Raw genomic sequence first — 16,341 nt, forward strand, 5'->3', positions numbered from 1 at the left:
GTTGGCGGCGATCTGCGGGGAGCGACCGGCGGCTCCCGTTTGGGGATGGTAGGCGTGGCGTGCCCCGCGCTACAAGACCGCGGCTGCCGTTCAGCCGACCTTTCGCAGGTAGGCGTACCAGTAGGCGAGGCCGACCGAGCCGCCGCCGAGGATGTTGCCGATCGTCGCGAACAGGAGGTTTTTCAGAAACCCGAAGATCCCGAGCGCTGCGAAGGCCGACGGGTCTGTGCCGGCGCCGGCCCAGAAGTCCGACCCCGCAAATCCCTTCACAAACAGCGCGATCGGAATGATCGACATGTTGGCGACGGAATGTTCGAAGCCGGCGGCCACGAAGGCGGTGACGGGGCCGACGATCGCGAGGATTTTGCCGGGCACGGTGCGGGCGGCCTGCGCCATCCAGACCGCGAGGCAGACGAGCATGTTGGCGAGGATGCCGCTGGCGACGAGCTGGAGGATGCCCTTCTCGACCTTGCCCGCCGCGGTTTCCAGCGCCGCGAGGCCGACCGCGCCGTCGCCCGCCATATGGCCCCCGGCGATCACGAAGAGGATCGCGACCAGAAGCGCGCCGGCGAGGTTGCCGGCATAGACCACACCCCAGAAGCGCCACATCGTGCCGCGGTCGAGCCGGTCGCGCACGCGCTGGATCACCAGCATCGTGTCGCCGGTGAAGAGCTCGGCGCCGGCCACCGTCACGAGGACGAGCCCGACGGAGAAGCCGAGACCGGACAGGAGATGCTGCGGTCCGGAAAAGCCCTCGCCGGCCGCGGTGACGAGATAAAGGATCGCGCCGAAGGCGATGAAGGCGCCGGCCAGCGCGCCGAGGAGAAACACGTCGCCGGTCGGCTTCTTCACCTTGGCGGCGAGATAGGCGAGGGCGTTCTTGGCCGTCTCGGGCGGCGACGCGTCGTCGATCGTGGTGGCGGACTTCTCGTCGGACATGGGTGCGCTCCATCCTTGCGCTGGCGGGACGAGACGCGCGCGCCCGTTCGTCAGGCGGGAAATGGATGCCGGAGGCCGCCGGGAAAGGTGCGCGCCGCAAGGCCGCGCACCGTCTCCTCAAAGGTTCTTGGCTACCACTCGATGCCGATCTTGCCGAAATGGCTGGCGCCCTCCTCGTGGCGGAAGGCCTCGGCGAGATCGGCGAGGGGAAAGCGGCGGTCGACGACCGGGCGCACGCCGTTCGCCTCCAGCGCACGCACGAAGTCCTGCTGCTGGCGGCGGCTGCCGACGATAAGGCCCTGCAGCCGCGCCTGCTTGGTCATGAAGGTGCCGGTCGGCACCTCGCCGGAAAAGCCGGTGAGGACGCCGATCAGCGAGATATGGCCGCCGATCCGCACCGCTTCGATCGACTGCGCGAGGGTGCCGGGGCCGCCGACCTCGACCACGTGGTCGACGCCCGCGCCGCCGGTCCACTCGCGGATGCGGCGGCCCCATTCGGGTTCGGAGCGGTAGTTCAGGGTGAACTCGGCGCCGAGCTGGCGGGCGCGCTCCAGCTTCTCGTCCGAGGATGAGGTGATCGCGACCCGGGCCCCGAACATCCGGGCGATCTGCAGCGCCCAGATCGAGACGCCGCCGGTGCCGAGAAGGAGCACCGTGTCGCCCGCCTTCAGCCCGCCGTCGCCGACCAGCGCACGCCACGCCGTCAGACCGGCGGTGGTGATGGTCGCGGCCTCGACCGCGTCGTAGCCCTTCGGCGCCTTGGTGAAGGCCGTCGCCGGCAGGACCGCGACGTCCCGGGCGAACCCGTCGATACCGTCGCCCGGCGTGCGGGCGAAGTCGCCGGCCGTCGGCGCTCCGTCCTGCCAGTCCGGAAAGAAGCAGGAGACGACGAGATCGCCCGGCGCAAAGTCCGACACGCCCTCGCCGACGCTCTCCACGACGCCCGCGCCGTCGGCCAGAAGGATGCGGCCGTCGTCCGCCTTCATCTTTCCGGTGGCGACCGACAGGTCGTGATAGTTCAGCGAACCGCCATGCAGGGCGACGCGAATCTCGCCGGGTCCGGGCCGGCCGGGATCGGGACGGTCCTCGGCCACGATCCGATCCAGCCCGCCGGGTGCCCTCAACGCCATCGCCTTCATCGTCACATCTCCACGTCGCCCTGCCGGCCTCCAACGGACCGTTCGGCCTACATATGAACCGTCAGGACGCCGGCGAGGGGGAGGCGTCTCGAGGGGCCGCGCGGCCGCGCCGGCGCGAGACGAGGATCTCCTCCAGTGCGACGGGGCGGAAGGGAAAGGCGTCGACGCCGACGTCGTACTGGCGCGGGATCGGCTTCAACCGGGCGTGGGAATGGCCGTGGAGGTCGATCGCGCCCTTGCCCATCCCGTTCCAGGTGCGGAACGCATAGTGGCAGAGGACGAGCGGCCGGCCCTCGACGGTGAGTTCGGCATAGGCCTGGACGCTTTGCCAGCGCGGATTGTAGCGCGTCGCGGCATCGTCGTTGTTGCCGGTCACAAGGTGCTTCACGCCGTTCAGCCGGTCGAGGAGCGCGTCCTTCAACTCGCTCGGACCTCGCGCGAAGTCGCCGAGGTGCCAGACCTCGTCGTGCGGCCCGACGACCGCGTTCCAGGCGGCGATCAGCGCGGCGTCGTGGGCGGCGAGATCGGGAAACGGCCGGCGGTCGATGCGCAAGACGCGCGGGTCGTTGAAATGGGTATCGGCCGTGAAGAAGATCATCGACGCGATCTAGGGCGGCGGCGCCCGGGCGGCGCGTGTCAGGCGCTGCGCCGGCCGGTGCGCGAAGGGGGCGCGCCGTAGCGTTCGCGGTAGCGGCGCGCGAACTCTCCCATGTGAAGAAAACCCCAGCGATAGGCGATCTGCGAGACCGGCAGGCGCCCTTCGTTCGCCAGGAGTTCGAGATGGGCGTTCTCCAGCCGTCGGTCGAGGATGTAGCCGAGCGGCGTCTTTCCGGTGCGCATCCGAAAGGCCGACTGCAGGGTGCGCAGGCTGACGCCGGCGGCCGCCGCGACGCTGCCGATCGTCATGGGCTCGGCGAGGTGCGCCTCGATGAAGTCCACCGCCTTGTCCGCCGCCCGCAGCGAGCCGTCCGCGGGCTGGGCCTGCCCGCGCGGCCAGGAGGTCAGGATCTGGTTCAGGAGAAGATCCATCAGGAGCGGGCCGGTCAGCGTGGCGGCCGGCGTTCCCAGGTGGTCGCCGATCTGGCGGATCGTGTGCACCAGCGCCTGGAGGCGAGGGCCTTCCAGATTGGTCGATGGCTGGAGCCGGAGGGCGGACGGGCGCTCCCCTTCGAGCTGTTCGAAGCGCGCGCGCAGATCCGATCCTCCGACTGAGCAGTTGAGGATGTCGGAGCCCGGCTGGAAGCGCGTGGCGACGATCTCGTTCGCCGGAAGGATCGTCGCAGTGCCGACCACCGTCTCGAACTCGCGACTGGCGGTGCGACGCACGACGCCGCCGCGCAAGGGGATGCGGATCGAATAGAGATCGAGGCCTTCCGAGGGCGCGCTCTCGAAGCCGGTGGAGGACTGCACCGACCAGATCGCGAGGCGCGGCGAGCGGATCCCGCCGATATCGACCTGCGGCGCCTCGCGGCCGGTCGGCCGGAAATGCATCGGCATGCGCGCCTGATCGTTCAGATGCTCGAGCGCCTCGAAACCGCGGACATGATGATCGAGCCACACGTCGGCACCGGGCGACCCAGCATCGCGCGTGGCGATATCATCCCTCCCGCCGTCGCTTCGCTCCGACCTGTCCTGCACGTGCCCCGACGCCCTCTTCGGCCTTCGTCCCGATGCGTCCAGTCGTGGGGCGTCTGGGGAAAGGCTCTACGGTTGCATACCACGCTCCGGTTGATGGCGGCATTAAGGCTACCTGTCAAAGTTGCAGGAATTTTTCGCCTCGGGTTACAGCGGGATGGCGACCGGCGCGGTCTGGCCCGGATGGTCGAGGATCGCCATCGCCAGGCCGTAGATCGCCTCCAGCGCCGGCGCGGTGACGACCTCCTGCGGGCGGCCGCGCGCGACGAGCCGCCCCGCCTTCAGCGCCAGGATCTCGTCGCAGAAGCGGGCGGCCATGTTGATGTCGTGGAGGACCACCACGACGCCGACGCCGTGCGACCGGCTCAAGGACCGCACGAGGCCGAGGACCTCGATCTGGTGGGCGACGTCGAGCGCCGAGATCGGCTCGTCGAGAAGCAGGCAGCCGGCGTCCTGCGCGACCAGCATGGCGAGCCAGGCGCGCTGGCGCTCGCCGCCGGACAAGGCGTCCACCGCGCGCTCGGCCAGGGCCAGCATCCCGGTGGCCTCGAGCGCGGTCTCGACATGGGCGCGGTCGTTGTCGGTGAAGCGGCCGAAGGGTCCGTGCCAAGGGTAGCGGCCGAGGGCTGCGAGTTCGCGCACGGTGAGGCCGGGCGCCGGCGGCGTCGTCTGCGGCAGATAGGCGACGTGACGGGCGAAATCGCGCTCGCCCCATGCGGCCAGATCGCGATCGCCGAAGCGGACGCGACCCCCCGTCGGTCGCTCCTGGCGGGCGAGAAGCTTCAGGAGCGTCGACTTGCCCGATCCGTTATGGCCGACGAGCCCGACGACGCGGCCAGGTGCGAGTTCGAGGTCGAGGGGATGCAGCAGGGTCCGGCCGGACACCGCGAACGACGCGCCCTGAAGGGCGTAACCCGAACCGGAGCGGGGGCTGTCGGAACGATCGTTCATGGCGCGGCGGTTCTCCGGCGGGCGAGAAGCAGCATCAGGCACGGTGCGCCGACAAGGGCCGCGACGATGCCGGTCGGCAGGGTCCAGGGAAAGGCGAGGCTGCGGCCGAGCCAGTCCGCGACCACGAGGATCGCCGCTCCCGACAGGGCGCTGACGCCGAGCGCGGGCAGCGGACGGTGGACGCCGACGAGCCGTGCGAGATGCGGGGCCATCAGGCCGACGAAGGTCAGCGGGCCGGCGATTGGCGTCGCCGCGGCGGTGAGGACCGCGGCCAGCGCAAAGAGCGCGAGGCGCGTGCGGGCAAGCGGCAGGCCGAGCGCGCGCGACACCGGGGCCCCGAGCGGCAGGAGGGCCAGCGGGCGTGCGGCCAGGGCGGCGAGCGACACGAGGACCGCCGCACCCACGCCCGCCGCGATGGCGGCCTCGGGGGTGAGCCCGCCGGTCGAGCCGGCCATCCAGCCCAGCAGCATCAGCGCTCGCGGATCGCCGCCCGCCGACAGGAGGCCGACCACGGCGTCGAGCAGCGCGTTGAGCGCGATGCCGGCGAGGAGCACGCGCTCGGGCTGAAAGCCGGAGCGCCGTCCGAAGGCAAGGACCGCCATCAGAACGGCGAGGCTGCCGGCGACCGCCGCCGCGCCCATCGCCGCCGTCCCCGGCGTCGGCATGAGGAACAGCACCATCGCGGCCGCGAAGGCGGCGCCCGCGCTGACGCCGAGCACCTCGGGGCTCGCCATCTCGTTGCCGGTCAGGCGCTGGAGCACGAGGCCGGCGGTGCCGAGCATCGCGCCCGCCGCGCCCGCGCCCAGCATGCGCGGCCAGCGCAGCGGCAGGATGTCGGAGAAGAGGGCCGGCGGGAGCAGGCCCCAGGCGCCCGTCACCGGATCGGGGCCGACGAAGAGGGCAAGGAGGCCGAACGCGAGGAGCCCGCAGGCGACGGCAGTGAGCCGTGCGCGCGGGCGCATCGGCCCACCCGCCGCCTGCCGGATGGCGCCGTCGGCCGGAATCGGCGCACGATCGGCAGTGGCGAGCCGCGGCAGGAGTAGAAGCAGAAGCGGCGCGCCGACGATCGCGGTGACCGCGCCGGTCGGCAGGAAGGTGCCGACCGGCCCCGGCACGGCCTGCAGCGCGGCGTCGGTCAGAAGCAGGATCGCCGCACCGAGCCCCGTCGACAGCGCCAGCCGCGCGGCGAAGGAGCGGGCGCCGGACAGGCGCGCGAGAAGCGGCGCGACGAGGCCGACGAAGCCGATCACGCCGACGGCGCTGACCGTAAAGGCCGAGATCGCGACCGATAGGAACACGGCCATCGCGCGCAGGCGCGCCGGATCGAGGCCGCGCGCGCGCGCGTTGGCGTCGTCGAGATCGAGGAGCGCCAACGGACGCACGAGGAGGAGGGCGGGCGGCACGAGGAGCGCGAGGCGCAGGAGAAGCGACAGGAACGGGTCCCAGCTCTGCTGCGACAGCGAGCCCGAACCCCAGATGAAGAGGCTGGCGAGGTAGCGGTCGTTGAGCAGCGTCAGGAGCGCCGAGAGGGCGCCGGCATAAAGGCCGACCACGAGGCCTGCGAGGATCAGCGAGACCGCGGCGAAGTGGCGGCGGCGCACCAGCGCGAAGACGAGGAGCGTCGACAGTCCGCAGCCGGCGAGCGTCACGAGATCGCGGCCCCAGCCGAAGAGGGCGGGGGCCATGAGCGTCGCGACGGCGAGCGCCAGTCGTCCGCCGGCCTCGACGCCGAGCGTCGTCGGCGAGGCCAGAGGATTGCGCAGGGCCTGCTGCAGGAACGCGCCGGAGGCCGCGAGCGCGCCCCCGCACAGGACCGCCATCGCGAGCCGCGGCAGGGTGGCGTGCAGCAGCACCATGCGCTCGATGTCGTAGGTCCCGCCCGACGGCGCTTCGAGCGCGGCGCGAAGGGGGCCGGACACGACATAGGCAGCGAGCGCCAGGGCGGGCAGCGCGAGAAGCGCGAGGACGAGGCCGCCGCGCGGCCGGGCCAGGGCGCCAGCGCTCACGCGGCCTCCCCCGCCAGCGCACCGGTGACGAGGCGGGCGCAGCGCGCCGCCGCCGAAACGGCGCCGAAGGTGAGGACGGGATCGATCCGCCGGACGCGGCCTTCGCGCACGAAGGGCAGTTCGGTCCAGATCGGGCTGCGTTCCAGCGTCGGCCAGGTGTCGGCGGGGGCCGGGTCGACCGATAGGAGAAGCGCGTCGCCGTAGGGCGCGAGCGCCTCCACGCCGACGGTGGCAAAGCCCCACGGGTTCACCTCGCCGGGATAGGCGTTGGCGAGCCCCAGCGCTTCGATCGCGTTGCCGAACAGGCTGGCGCGGCCGAAGACGCGGGCGTGGCGCGTATCCATGAAGGCGACCATGAGAAGCGGCGGCGGGTTCGCCGGCAGGCGCTGCGACAGGCCGGCGAGTTCCGCGTCGAAGGCGGCGAGCGCGGCCGCGGCGCGGTCCTCGAGGCCCAGCCGCCGGCCAAGCGTGAGGAGCACCTCGCGGGCGCGCGGCAGGGGGTCGGTGCCCGCCCCGTAGATCGTCAGCCGCTCCACCGGCGCGATGCGCGCCGCGGCGGCCTCGGCCATCGCGGTATAGTCGGTCGACAGGATAAGGTCGGGCTTCAGCGCCACGAGGCGCTCGAGATTGGGCTCCTGCGAGGCGCCGAGGTCGGCGACCGAGGGGGGAAGCGGCGGCTCGCCGGTCCAGACCGGCCAGTCGGCCGCCGACATCACCGCAATCGGCTCGACGCCGAGAAGAAGCAGGAGCTCGGCCAGCGCATAGTCGAAGCAGGCAATACGCCGGGGAAAGGGAGCGGCAGCCTCGGCTGCGACGCCCGGCAGGCAGCTGGCGGCAACGAGTGCGGACAGGAAAGCCCGGCGGTGAAGGGAGAACGGCAGCATCGGCCCGTTTTGTGGAGTGCTTCAGTCACCTTTCCCCTAGCGCTCGGCCCCGCCCGGCGCAAGGCCGCGCCGCCGAAGCCTCAGCCGCGCGCCTCTCCCAGCGTGTCGGCCATGCGGGCGCCGCGCTGGCCCATCGGCCGCGCCGGGCTCGTGGTGGAATCGCGCGCGGTCTGGTGCTCGAGTTCGGCGTCGAGCTCGGCGCCGACGAGCACCACCATGGTGGATACCCAGATCCAGGTCATGAAGCCGATCGCCGCGCCGAGCGACCCATAGGTCTCGTCGTAGCTGCCGAAATTCTGCGCGTACCAGGAGAAGGCGATCGAGAAGATCACCCAGAGCACCGCCGCCAGACCCGCGCCGGGCGTGATCCAGCGCCAGCGCGCCCGCTCGCGGCTCGGCCCGTATCGGTAGACGATCGAGAGGCCGCCCGCGACGACCACGAGAAGCAGCGGCCAGCGCAGGACGAGCAGCCACGGCTCGATGCCGCCGAGGCCGATGAACTCGAGCGCGATCGGCATGAGCACGACGGCGGCGAGCGCCAGGATCAGGAACACGATGGCGCACAGGGTGAAGAACAGGGAGACCAGCGTCAGGCGGACGAAGCCGCGCGCCTCCTCCTCCTCGTAGACGATGTTGAGCGCGTCGAAGAGCGTCTTCATCCCCGCATTGGCGCTCCACAGCGCGAGGCCGAGGCCGAACACGAGGCCGAGGCCGAGCTTGGTCTCGCCCTTGGAGGCGACACGCGCCATCTGCTCGCCGATGATGTCCATCGCGCCGCCCGGTAGGAACCCGGACAGGAGGCGCATCTGGTCGCCGAAGTTCGAGGCGTCCGTGAACAGCCCGTAGATCGAGACCATCGCGGTGATCGCAGGAAACAGCGCGAGGAGGACGTAGAAGGTGACGCCCGCCGAGACCAACATCAGCCGGTCGGCGGAAAACTCGAGGGCGGTGCGCCAGAGGACGTCGATCCAGCCGCGTGCCGGGATCTCGCCGGGATGGCGCGCCTCTCGGCCGCGTCCGCGCTCCGCGACGGCCGCCGACGCGTCGGCATGGCCGGCGCCTTCGGAGCGAAAGCCCTCACCCGTCTCGTCCTGGCGTTCGCCGGCGCCGTCGCGGCGCGCCAGAAGCCCGAGCGCGCCGAGCAGCCCGAGCGAGGCGAGGCCGACGACGATCTCGCCGGTTCCGATACGGTGCCGGCGCCGGCGGCGGGCGGAAAACTCCATGGCCTGTCCCCTCTGGTCTCAGCTGCAAATCCCCGCGCCCGAAACGCCGCGGATCGCCTTCCGATCCCTGGGGAAACGGGCGCTGCCGCCAGCCGCCTAACGATACGCACCTAAGCGAACAGTGGGCCTGGAACCCGGAACGCGTGCGGACGCCATCGCCTTCCCCTCCGACATCCCAAAGTCATGGAGGCGATCGATGAAGGCCCTGACCTGGCACGGCAAGAGCGATATCCGCTGCGAAAGCGTCCCCGATCCGACGATCGAGGACGCCGGCGACGTCGTCATCAAGGTGACGGCCTGCGCCATCTGCGGCTCGGACCTGCACATCTACGACGGCGTCATCCCCGGCATGGAGTCGGGCGACATTCTCGGACACGAGACCATGGGCGAGGTGGTCGAGACCGGCTCGGGCGTCTCCAAGCTCAAGGTCGGCGACCGGGTCGTCGTGCCCTTCACCATTTCCTGCGGCGAATGCTTCTTCTGCCAGCGCGGCTTCTATTCGGGCTGCGAGCGCTCCAACCCCAACAAGGACCTCGCCGCCAAGGCCTGGGGTCATTCGCCCGCCGGCCTCTTCGGCTATTCGCACCTCCTCGGCGGCTTCGCGGGCGGTCAGGCGGAATACCTGCGCGTGCCCTATGCCGATGTCGGGCCGATCAAGGTGCCTTCGCATCTCACTGACGAACAGGTCCTGTTCCTGTCCGACATCTTCCCGACCGGCTACATGGCGGCCGATTTCTGCAACATCCAGGAGGGCGACACGATCGCGGTCTGGGGCTGCGGTCCGGTCGGCCAGATGGCGATCAAGAGCGCGTTCATGCTGGGTGCGGGCCGCGTCATCGCGATCGACACGGTGCCGGAGCGCAAGGCCATCGCGGCAGAGAGCGGCGCGATCGTCCTCGACTTCATGGACGAAGACATCTTCGAACGCATCCAGGAGCTGACGGGCGGGCGCGGCGTCGACGCCTCGATCGACGCGGTCGGCTCGGAAGCCCACGGCACGGGTTCGTTCGATGCGGTGATCGACCGGGTGAAGCAGGCGACCTTCATGGGCACCGACCGCCCGCATGTCCTTCGGCAGGCGATCCACTGCACGCGCAACTTCGGCACCGTGTCGATCGTCGGCGTCTACGGCGGCTTCCTCGACAAGATCCCGATGGGCTCGGCGATCAACCGCGGCCTCACCTTCCGCATGGCGCAGACGCCGGTGCAGCGCTACCTGCCGATCCTGCTCCAGCGGATCGAGGAGGGGCAGATCGACCCGTCCTTCATCATTACGCACCGGGCGAGCCTCGAAGAGGGGCCGGAGCTCTACAAGACCTTCCGCGACAAGCAGGACGGCTGCGTCAAGGTGGTGCTGAAGCCATGAGCGCATTCCCGAACGGGCGCCCGCTCGCCGTGGTCACTGGAGCCTCGACGGGCATCGGGCTGGAACTTGCCCGGCTCTGCGCGCGCAACGGCTTCGACCTCGTGGTCGCGGCCGACGAGCCGCAGATTCGCAACGCCGCCGAGGAACTCCGGGCGCTCGGCGCCCGGGTCGACGCGGTGGAGGTGGACCTTGCAACGCGCGAAGGGGTCGCCGCCCTCTGCGAGGCGCTCCACGGCCGCCCGGTCGAGGCGCTCCTCGCCAACGCGGGACGCGGTCTCGGCCAAGCCTTCCTCGACCAGGACTTCGACGCCGCCCGGCGTGTCGTCGACACCAACATCACCGGGACGATCGAGGTGATCCACCGGATCGGCCGGGACATGCGTGCGGCCGGGCGCGGGCATATCCTCCTCACCGGGTCGATCGCGGGCTTCATGCCGGGCGCCTTCCAGGCGGTCTACAACGGCACGAAGAGCTTCATCGACAGCTTCGCCTTCGCGCTGCGCAACGAGCTGAAGGACACGGGCGTCACGGTGTCTTGTCTGATGCCAGGACCGACCGACACCGAGTTCTTCCGCCGTGCCGGCCTCATGGACACAGCGATGGGGCAAGGACCCAAGGACGACGCCGCCGCGGTCGCCAAGGCGGGCTTCGACGCGATGATGTCGGGGCGCGGCGACGTCGTCAGCGGCTGGAAGAACAAGCTGGCGACGACGCTCGCCGCGATCACCCCCTCGGGGCTCCTGGCGGAGCAGCACAGAAAGATCGCGGAGCCCGGAACGAAAGGGTGAGGGCGACATTCCGAAGCACTGGCTGATATCGAAATGGGCACCACATCTTATTTCGTGTCCAAATTGATCTTGGCCGGTTGAATCAGCCCCGATTCGACGGCTAGACATACGCGCCAGGAGAGGTCCGGCGCGAATGTCGAACTTCGTCCCCTTGCGTGAAGAGTTGATCGTGCCGAGCAAAGACCCCATCGACACCCGCATCGGAAGTCGTCTGCGCGCAGCCCGGGAGATGCGTCGGATGACGCTGGGGCAGGTGGGGCGCAGCATGGGGCTGACCTACCAGCAGATCCGCAAGTACGAGAGCGGCGAGAACCGGCTGAGCGCCAGCCGGCTCTACCATCTGTCGGTGCTCCTGTCGGTCGACCCGGGCTACTTCTTCCGCGGCCTCGACGGGGAGAGCGATGCCGCGGCCTTGATGGCCGACGGCGAGCCGACCCTCGCTGCGGCGCTCGACCGGATCGGCAGCCCGGAAGTGCGCCACCACCTTCGAAGCCTGATCGAAGTCCTCGACATCGACTTCTCATCCCGTGCAAGACTGGGAAGCGAGGCGGACGCGACGCCCTGAAGCACAGGCATGCCGACATGCAGGAAAGGCCGGACCCGGACCCGGTGTCGCCATCGACGGGAGCGACCGGCACGGCGGATCCACCGGTTCCGGTCGTCGAAGGACGACACCTTCAGCGCCTCGGCTACCGCCTCCTGGCATCGACGGCTCTCGCGCTGGCCATTGCCGGCGTCGTCCTGCCGGGACTTCCGGCGACCCCGTTCCTACTCCTGGCCGCCTGGGCGGCCTCGCGCGGCTCGCCCGAGCTTGCGGCGCGCATCGAAAACCATCCCCGGTTCGGTCCCATCCTGCACGACTGGCGCACGCGTCGGGCCGTCCCGGTGCGGGCGAAGATCCTCGCCTGCGCCTCGATGGCCGCAAGCCTCGCCATGCTCGCGGCATCCGGCGCGCCGACGGCCGTCATCGGCGGCGTCGCCGCGATCCTCGTCTGCGTCGGCTCCTGGCTCGTCACCCGTCCGTCCCGCTGAGCGAGGCGGCCCGAGCCGGCCTGCCTCATCCCGCCGCGCTCACTCCGCCGGCTGGGGCTGGCCGCGGTCGGGGTTCTCGCGCTCCAGTGTCTCAAGCTCGGCCTCCAGCGCGTTGCGCGGCGGCGAGAAGCGCGACAGGAGGACGTAGAGCGCAGGCACCACGAAGAGCGTCAGGAACGTGCCGAGCGTCGTGCCGGCGGCGATCACCGCGCCGACCGTGGTGCGCGCCTCGGCGCCCGCGCCCGATTCCAGAAGTAGCGGCACCGCGCCGATGATGGTGGTGAGCGTCGTCATCAGAATCGGCCGCAGCCGCTGGCCCGCGGCTTCCACGGCCGCCTCGAACGGCTCGGCGCCCTCCTCGCGAAGCTGGTTGGCGAATTCCACGAGAAGGATCGCGTTCTTGGCGACGAGGCCGATGAGGAGCAGCATCGCGATCTGGCTGTAGATGTTGAGCGTCTGACCCATCGCCCAGAGGATGAGGACGCCGCCGGCGAGCGCGGCGGGGGCCGCCATCAGGATCACGAACGGGTGGACGAAGCTCTCGAACTGGCCGGCGAGCAGGAGATAGACGAGGATGAGGATCATCAGCATGATGAAGAGGACGGCCGACCCCGTCTCCTGGAAGTCGAGGCTCTGGCCGGTATAGGCGATCTCGGTGCCCGTCGGCTGCGTCTCCACGGCGATCTCTTCCAGCTGCGCCAGCGCGTCGCCGAGCGAGAGCGAGGGGGCGAGGTTGGCGCCGATGGTGATCGAGGGCTGGCGGTCGAGGCGCTCGAGTTCGCGCACCGTGCCCACCTCCTCGCGGATCACGACGCTCGACAGCGGGATCAGCTCGCCCTGGCCGGATCGCACGAAGACGTTGTCGATGTCGGACGGCGTCAGCCGGTCCTCGGCGCGCGCCTGGAGGATGACCTCGTATTCCTCGCCGCGCTCGACATAGCGGGTGATCTCCGCCTCGCCGAACATGATCTGCAGCGTCTCGCCGATCGCCTGCGCGTCGACGCCGAGCGCCGAGGCGCGCGAGCGGTCGACGGAGACGCGCACCTGGGGCTTCGTGTCGTCGTAGTCCGAATCGAGATTGATGAGGCCGGGGATCGAGCGGCCCTTTTCGACGATCTCCTGCGACCACGCGTCGAGAACGTCGCGGTCCGGCCCCTTCACCACCATCGAGAGCGGGCGCCCGCGGCCGATGCCGAGGCCGTTCGGGTTGATCGCGAAAGCCCGCACGCCGGTCACCGCCGGCAGGGCCTCCTGCAGCCGTTGCTGGAAGGCCATCTGGGTTTCCTCGCGCTCCGACCAGTCCTTCAGCTGGACGATGAGGATGCCGACCGTCGGCTGGCCCTGTCCCGTGCGGCCGGGTGACAGGACGGTGAGGATGGCGCGCATCGGCCCGTCCTCGCCGTTGGTCTCGCGCACCACGGTCTCGAGGCTGCGCATCTTGTCCGACATGTAGGCGGGCGAGGCGCCCTCCGGCCCTTCCGCGCGCACGATGATCGCGCCGCGGTCCTCGTCGGGCGCCAGTTCGCTCGGCACTACGGTGAAGGCGAAGGCGCCGATGCCGGCGAAGGCGAGGCCGGCGAGGAGCGTCAGCCAGACATGGCGGACGGCGACCCCCAGCACGCGCTTGTAGGCGTTGCCGAGCCGTTCGAGCCGGTCCCCGACAAAGCGCTCCATGCGCGTCGGCTCGGTGCGCGTGGTGAAGAGCTTCGAGGACAGCATCGGCGCGAGCGTCAGCGCCGCGGTGGTCGAGAACCCGACGATCGCGGCGAGGACGACGGCGAACTCGCGGAACAGGAGGCCGACATTGCCGCCGAGAAAAGCGAGCGGCAGGATCACCGCGATCAGCACCAGCGCGCTCGCGAAGACCGCAAAGCCCACTTGCCGCGTGGCGCGCGCGGCGGCGAGGAGCAGCGGCTCGCCCTGCTGCTGGCGGCGGCGGATGTTCTCCATGATGACGACGGCGTCGTCGGTGCACAGGCTGATCGCGAGGATGACGGCGAGGATCGTCAGGGTATTCAGCGAGAAGCCCATCGCCACGGCGACGATCGCGGCCGGAATGATCGAGGCGGGGATCGTCGCGGCGGGGATGATGGTGGAGCGCACGGAGCCGAGGAAGACGAAGATCACGACCACGATCACCACGATCGTCTGGATCAGCGTCGAGGCGACGTTTTTCAGGTTCTCGCGGATGAAGACGGCCTCGTTGTAGCCGACCGCGATCTCGACCGAATCGGGGATCTGGTCGCGCACCGAATCGAGTTCCTCGATCACGCCTTGCGCGATCTCCAACGTGTTGGCGTTGGACTGGCGCACGACGCCGAGCGAGATCGCGTCCTGCCCGTCGACGCGAAAGCCGGAATTGCGGTCCTCGACGCCGACCTCGACGGTCGCGATGTCGCCGAGCCGGACCCGGTTGCCCTGCCGGTCTACGAGCGACAACTCGCGGAATTCGTCGGCCGACGAGAATCGCGTGTCGGCCCGCAGGGTGATCGCCTGCGTCGCGGTCTCGAGTTCGCCCGCCGGCAGTTCGACGTTCTCGGCCTCGAGGCGCGCCGACACGTCGGAGGCCGTCACGCCGCGCGCGGCCATGGCGCGCCGGTCGAGCCAGATGCGCATGGCATAGCGCTTCTCGCCGCCGATCTGGACCTGGGACACGCCCGACACGGCACCGATCGCGTCCACCACCGTCCGGTCGACGATGTCGGTGAGGGCGGCGGTGTCGAGTTCGTCCGAGCGCACCGTCAGGTACATCATCGGCTGATCGTCGGCCGAGGCCTTTTCGATCACCGGCTCCTCGACGAGGTCGGGCAGGTCGTTGCGCACTGCCGAGACCTTGTCGCGCACGTCCGCCGCGGCGGCGTCGATGTCGGTGCCCGCCACGAATTCGAGGTCGATGTCGGAATTCTCGTCGCGCGTCGTCGAGCGGATCTGCCGGATGCCGGCGATGCCCGACAGGTTCTCCTCGATGATGCGCGTCACCTCGCGCTCCACCACCTCGGCCTGCGCGCCCCGGTAGATCGTGTTCACCGTGACGGACGGCGGATCGACGTCGGGGAACTCGCGGATCGGAAGGGACAGGATCGCGCCGATGCCGATCGCGATCAGGAGGAGGTTGAACGACGCGGCCAGGATCGGCCGGGTGATGACGCTGTCGAGGAGGCGCATGAACGATCAGCCCCTTGCGGCCGGGGTGGCGGCCTGGGCTTCGCCGGGGCCGGTCTCCGGCCCGTCGCGGGCGGGCGGCGTGTCGCCCTCACCCGCATCCTTCGGCTCGATCGCCTGGCCGGAGGTGAGGTCCTGGAAGCCCTCGACCACGACCTCCCGACCGGCCTCCAGTCCTTCCAGAAGCTCGACCTGGTCGGCGTCCCGCTGGCCGACGCGCACCTCGACGCGCTCGGCCTTGCCGTCGTTGGCGGCAAAGACGAAATGGTTCGCGCCCTCGACCTGCACCGCGAGCGGGGGCACCACGACGGCGTCCTCGCGCTGGCCGGTCTCCACGGTCACGTTCATCAGCATGCCCGGCAGGAGCTTCTCGTCGCCGTTCGGCACACTCGCCTCGATCGTCACGGTGCGCAGCGCCGGATCGACACGGCTTGCGATCGCCGTGACCTCGCCGCGGAACCGCTCGTCGGGGAAGGCGACGGACGTCGCCTCGATCGGCGCGCCCATGCGAATCTGACCGAGATAGCGCTCCGGCACCGTGAAGCGGATCTCGATCGGATCGACGGCATCGAGCAGCGCCACCTCCGCGCCCGGCTGGATCAGGGCGCCAAGGCTGATGTTGCGCAGGCCGAGGCGGCCCGCGAAGGGGGCGCGGATGTTGTAGTCGTCGAGCCGCTCGCGCGCCGAGGCGACCTCGGCCTCGGCCGCTTCCGCCTGCCGCTGCAGGTCGTTGGCGACGGCACGGGGGCCCGTGCCGTCCTGCGCCAGCTGCGCGGCGCGGCCGAAGGCCTGGCGTGCCTCGTCGGCCGCCGCTTCCGCGACGCGCACCTGATCCTCCGCATCGGCCGGATCGAGGCGCACGAGGATGTCGCCCTCGGCGACATCCTGCCCGTCGGTGAAGGCGATCTCCTGCACCCGGCCCGACACGCGCGCCGAGACGGTCACGCTTTCGCGCGCCACCGTGTCGCCGACGGCTTCGAGCGTCAGGGCGATGTCGGCGAGCCCCGCCTTCGCCAGAACCACCGGCGTCGGCGGCTCCTCGCGCTCCTCCGCCTCGGCTTCCGCGGTCGCGCCGGGCAGGAGCGCGGCCACGGGCTCCGGCCAGCCGAAACCATAGGCGGTCGCTGCGAGCCCTCCGGCTGCGACGAGCAGGACGGCGAACGCGGTGGGAAGCGGCTTCATCTGGGAATCGTCTCCGGCCGTGTGCATCGTGGCG

Annotated in this window: 14 protein-coding genes; 4 read left to right on the plus strand and 10 right to left on the minus strand. The window is 70.6% G+C overall.

The window, feature by feature from the left end:
• Positions 1 to 90: 90 nt before the first annotated feature.
• The 8 genes from BM175_RS11955 to BM175_RS11990 all read right to left on the minus strand — a co-directional run bounded on the left by BM175_RS11955 (position 91) and on the right by BM175_RS11990 (position 8,777).
• The gene (locus BM175_RS11955; protein WP_090963323.1) at positions 91 to 939 is read right to left on the minus strand and encodes a formate/nitrite transporter family protein; all 849 of its coding nucleotides are present in this window, start codon (positions 937 to 939) and stop codon (positions 91 to 93) included.
• A gap of 131 nt (positions 940 to 1,070) precedes the next feature.
• Positions 1,071 to 2,078, minus strand: a complete 1,008-nt coding sequence (locus tag BM175_RS11960) for a zinc-dependent alcohol dehydrogenase family protein (protein ID WP_090963325.1) — start codon at positions 2,076 to 2,078, stop codon at positions 1,071 to 1,073.
• Between the two features lie 61 nt (positions 2,079 to 2,139).
• On the minus strand, positions 2,140 to 2,676 hold the full coding sequence (locus BM175_RS11965; RefSeq protein ID WP_090963326.1) for a metallophosphoesterase family protein: 537 nt from the start codon (positions 2,674 to 2,676) through the stop codon (positions 2,140 to 2,142).
• Between the two features lie 38 nt (positions 2,677 to 2,714).
• The gene (locus BM175_RS11970; RefSeq protein WP_139224613.1) at positions 2,715 to 3,638 is read right to left on the minus strand and encodes an AraC family transcriptional regulator; all 924 of its coding nucleotides are present in this window, start codon (positions 3,636 to 3,638) and stop codon (positions 2,715 to 2,717) included.
• Positions 3,639 to 3,860: 222 nt separating this feature from the next.
• A complete protein-coding gene (locus tag BM175_RS11975; RefSeq protein ID WP_090963329.1) occupies positions 3,861 to 4,664 on the minus strand; it encodes an ABC transporter ATP-binding protein in 804 nt (267 codons plus the stop codon).
• Positions 4,661 to 6,670 carry a Fe(3+)-hydroxamate ABC transporter permease FhuB gene (gene fhuB, locus BM175_RS11980; protein ID WP_244545974.1) on the minus strand — a complete coding sequence of 670 codons (2,010 nt, stop codon included), beginning with the start codon at positions 6,668 to 6,670 and terminating at the stop codon, positions 4,661 to 4,663. Before fhuB ends, BM175_RS11975 begins: the two co-directional genes overlap by 4 nt.
• Positions 6,667 to 7,554, minus strand: a complete 888-nt coding sequence (locus tag BM175_RS11985; RefSeq protein ID WP_090963332.1) for an ABC transporter substrate-binding protein — start codon at positions 7,552 to 7,554, stop codon at positions 6,667 to 6,669. The genes fhuB and BM175_RS11985 overlap by 4 nt, the downstream gene beginning before the upstream one ends.
• 80 nt (positions 7,555 to 7,634) lie before the next feature.
• A complete protein-coding gene (locus BM175_RS11990; protein ID WP_090963334.1) occupies positions 7,635 to 8,777 on the minus strand; it encodes a YihY/virulence factor BrkB family protein in 1,143 nt (380 codons plus the stop codon).
• 196 nt (positions 8,778 to 8,973) lie between these two features.
• Here BM175_RS11990 and BM175_RS11995 point away from each other — a divergent pair, with 196 nt between their 5' ends.
• From BM175_RS11995 to BM175_RS12010, 4 genes are all read left to right on the plus strand, one after another.
• The gene (locus BM175_RS11995) at positions 8,974 to 10,143 is read left to right on the plus strand and encodes a zinc-dependent alcohol dehydrogenase (RefSeq protein WP_090963335.1); all 1,170 of its coding nucleotides are present in this window, start codon (positions 8,974 to 8,976) and stop codon (positions 10,141 to 10,143) included.
• On the plus strand, positions 10,140 to 10,931 hold the full coding sequence (locus BM175_RS12000) for an SDR family NAD(P)-dependent oxidoreductase (RefSeq protein WP_090963337.1): 792 nt from the start codon (positions 10,140 to 10,142) through the stop codon (positions 10,929 to 10,931). The genes BM175_RS11995 and BM175_RS12000 overlap by 4 nt, the downstream gene beginning before the upstream one ends.
• Before the next feature lie 133 nt (positions 10,932 to 11,064).
• A complete protein-coding gene (locus tag BM175_RS12005) occupies positions 11,065 to 11,496 on the plus strand; it encodes a helix-turn-helix domain-containing protein (RefSeq protein WP_090963339.1) in 432 nt (143 codons plus the stop codon).
• Between the two features lie 17 nt (positions 11,497 to 11,513).
• The gene (locus BM175_RS12010) at positions 11,514 to 11,963 is read left to right on the plus strand and encodes a YbaN family protein (protein ID WP_090963341.1); all 450 of its coding nucleotides are present in this window, start codon (positions 11,514 to 11,516) and stop codon (positions 11,961 to 11,963) included.
• A 39-nt stretch (positions 11,964 to 12,002) separates the two neighbouring features.
• Here the strand turns inward: BM175_RS12010 and BM175_RS12015 are convergent, their stop codons facing one another.
• Together BM175_RS12015 and BM175_RS12020 are read right to left on the minus strand one after the other, a co-directional pair.
• Positions 12,003 to 15,128: an efflux RND transporter permease subunit gene (locus BM175_RS12015; protein ID WP_090963343.1), complete on the minus strand. Its 3,126-nt coding sequence runs from the start codon at positions 15,126 to 15,128 to the stop codon at positions 12,003 to 12,005.
• A 6-nt stretch (positions 15,129 to 15,134) separates the two neighbouring features.
• Entirely contained in the window at positions 15,135 to 16,307 is a 1,173-nt protein-coding gene (locus BM175_RS12020; RefSeq protein WP_175526843.1) for an efflux RND transporter periplasmic adaptor subunit, read from the minus strand.
• Positions 16,308 to 16,341: the final 34 nt, after the last annotated feature.

Source organism: Aureimonas phyllosphaerae (assembly GCF_900113065.1).
Lineage (GTDB): Bacteria > Pseudomonadota > Alphaproteobacteria > Rhizobiales > Rhizobiaceae > Aureimonas > Aureimonas phyllosphaerae.

Excerpts from the sequence above, each read along its gene's own strand:
- BM175_RS11955 (WP_090963323.1), bottom strand. The coding sequence starts at position 939 with ATGTCCGACGAGAAGTCCGCCACCACGATCGACGACGCGTCGCCGCCC.
- BM175_RS11960 (WP_090963325.1), bottom strand. The coding sequence starts at position 2,078 with ATGAAGGCGATGGCGTTGAGGGCACCCGGCGGGCTGGATCGGATCGTG.
- BM175_RS11965 (WP_090963326.1), bottom strand. The coding sequence starts at position 2,676 with ATGATCTTCTTCACGGCCGATACCCATTTCAACGACCCGCGCGTCTTG.
- BM175_RS11975 (WP_090963329.1), bottom strand. The coding sequence starts at position 4,664 with ATGAACGATCGTTCCGACAGCCCCCGCTCCGGTTCGGGTTACGCCCTT.
- BM175_RS11985 (WP_090963332.1), bottom strand. The coding sequence starts at position 7,554 with ATGCTGCCGTTCTCCCTTCACCGCCGGGCTTTCCTGTCCGCACTCGTT.
- BM175_RS11990 (WP_090963334.1), bottom strand. The coding sequence starts at position 8,777 with ATGGAGTTTTCCGCCCGCCGCCGGCGCCGGCACCGTATCGGAACCGGC.
- BM175_RS11995 (WP_090963335.1), top strand. The coding sequence starts at position 8,974 with ATGAAGGCCCTGACCTGGCACGGCAAGAGCGATATCCGCTGCGAAAGC.
- BM175_RS12000 (WP_090963337.1), top strand. The coding sequence starts at position 10,140 with ATGAGCGCATTCCCGAACGGGCGCCCGCTCGCCGTGGTCACTGGAGCC.
- BM175_RS12005 (WP_090963339.1), top strand. The coding sequence starts at position 11,065 with ATGTCGAACTTCGTCCCCTTGCGTGAAGAGTTGATCGTGCCGAGCAAA.
- BM175_RS12010 (WP_090963341.1), top strand. The coding sequence starts at position 11,514 with ATGCAGGAAAGGCCGGACCCGGACCCGGTGTCGCCATCGACGGGAGCG.
- BM175_RS12015 (WP_090963343.1), bottom strand. The coding sequence starts at position 15,128 with ATGCGCCTCCTCGACAGCGTCATCACCCGGCCGATCCTGGCCGCGTCG.
- BM175_RS12020 (WP_175526843.1), bottom strand. The coding sequence starts at position 16,307 with ATGAAGCCGCTTCCCACCGCGTTCGCCGTCCTGCTCGTCGCAGCCGGA.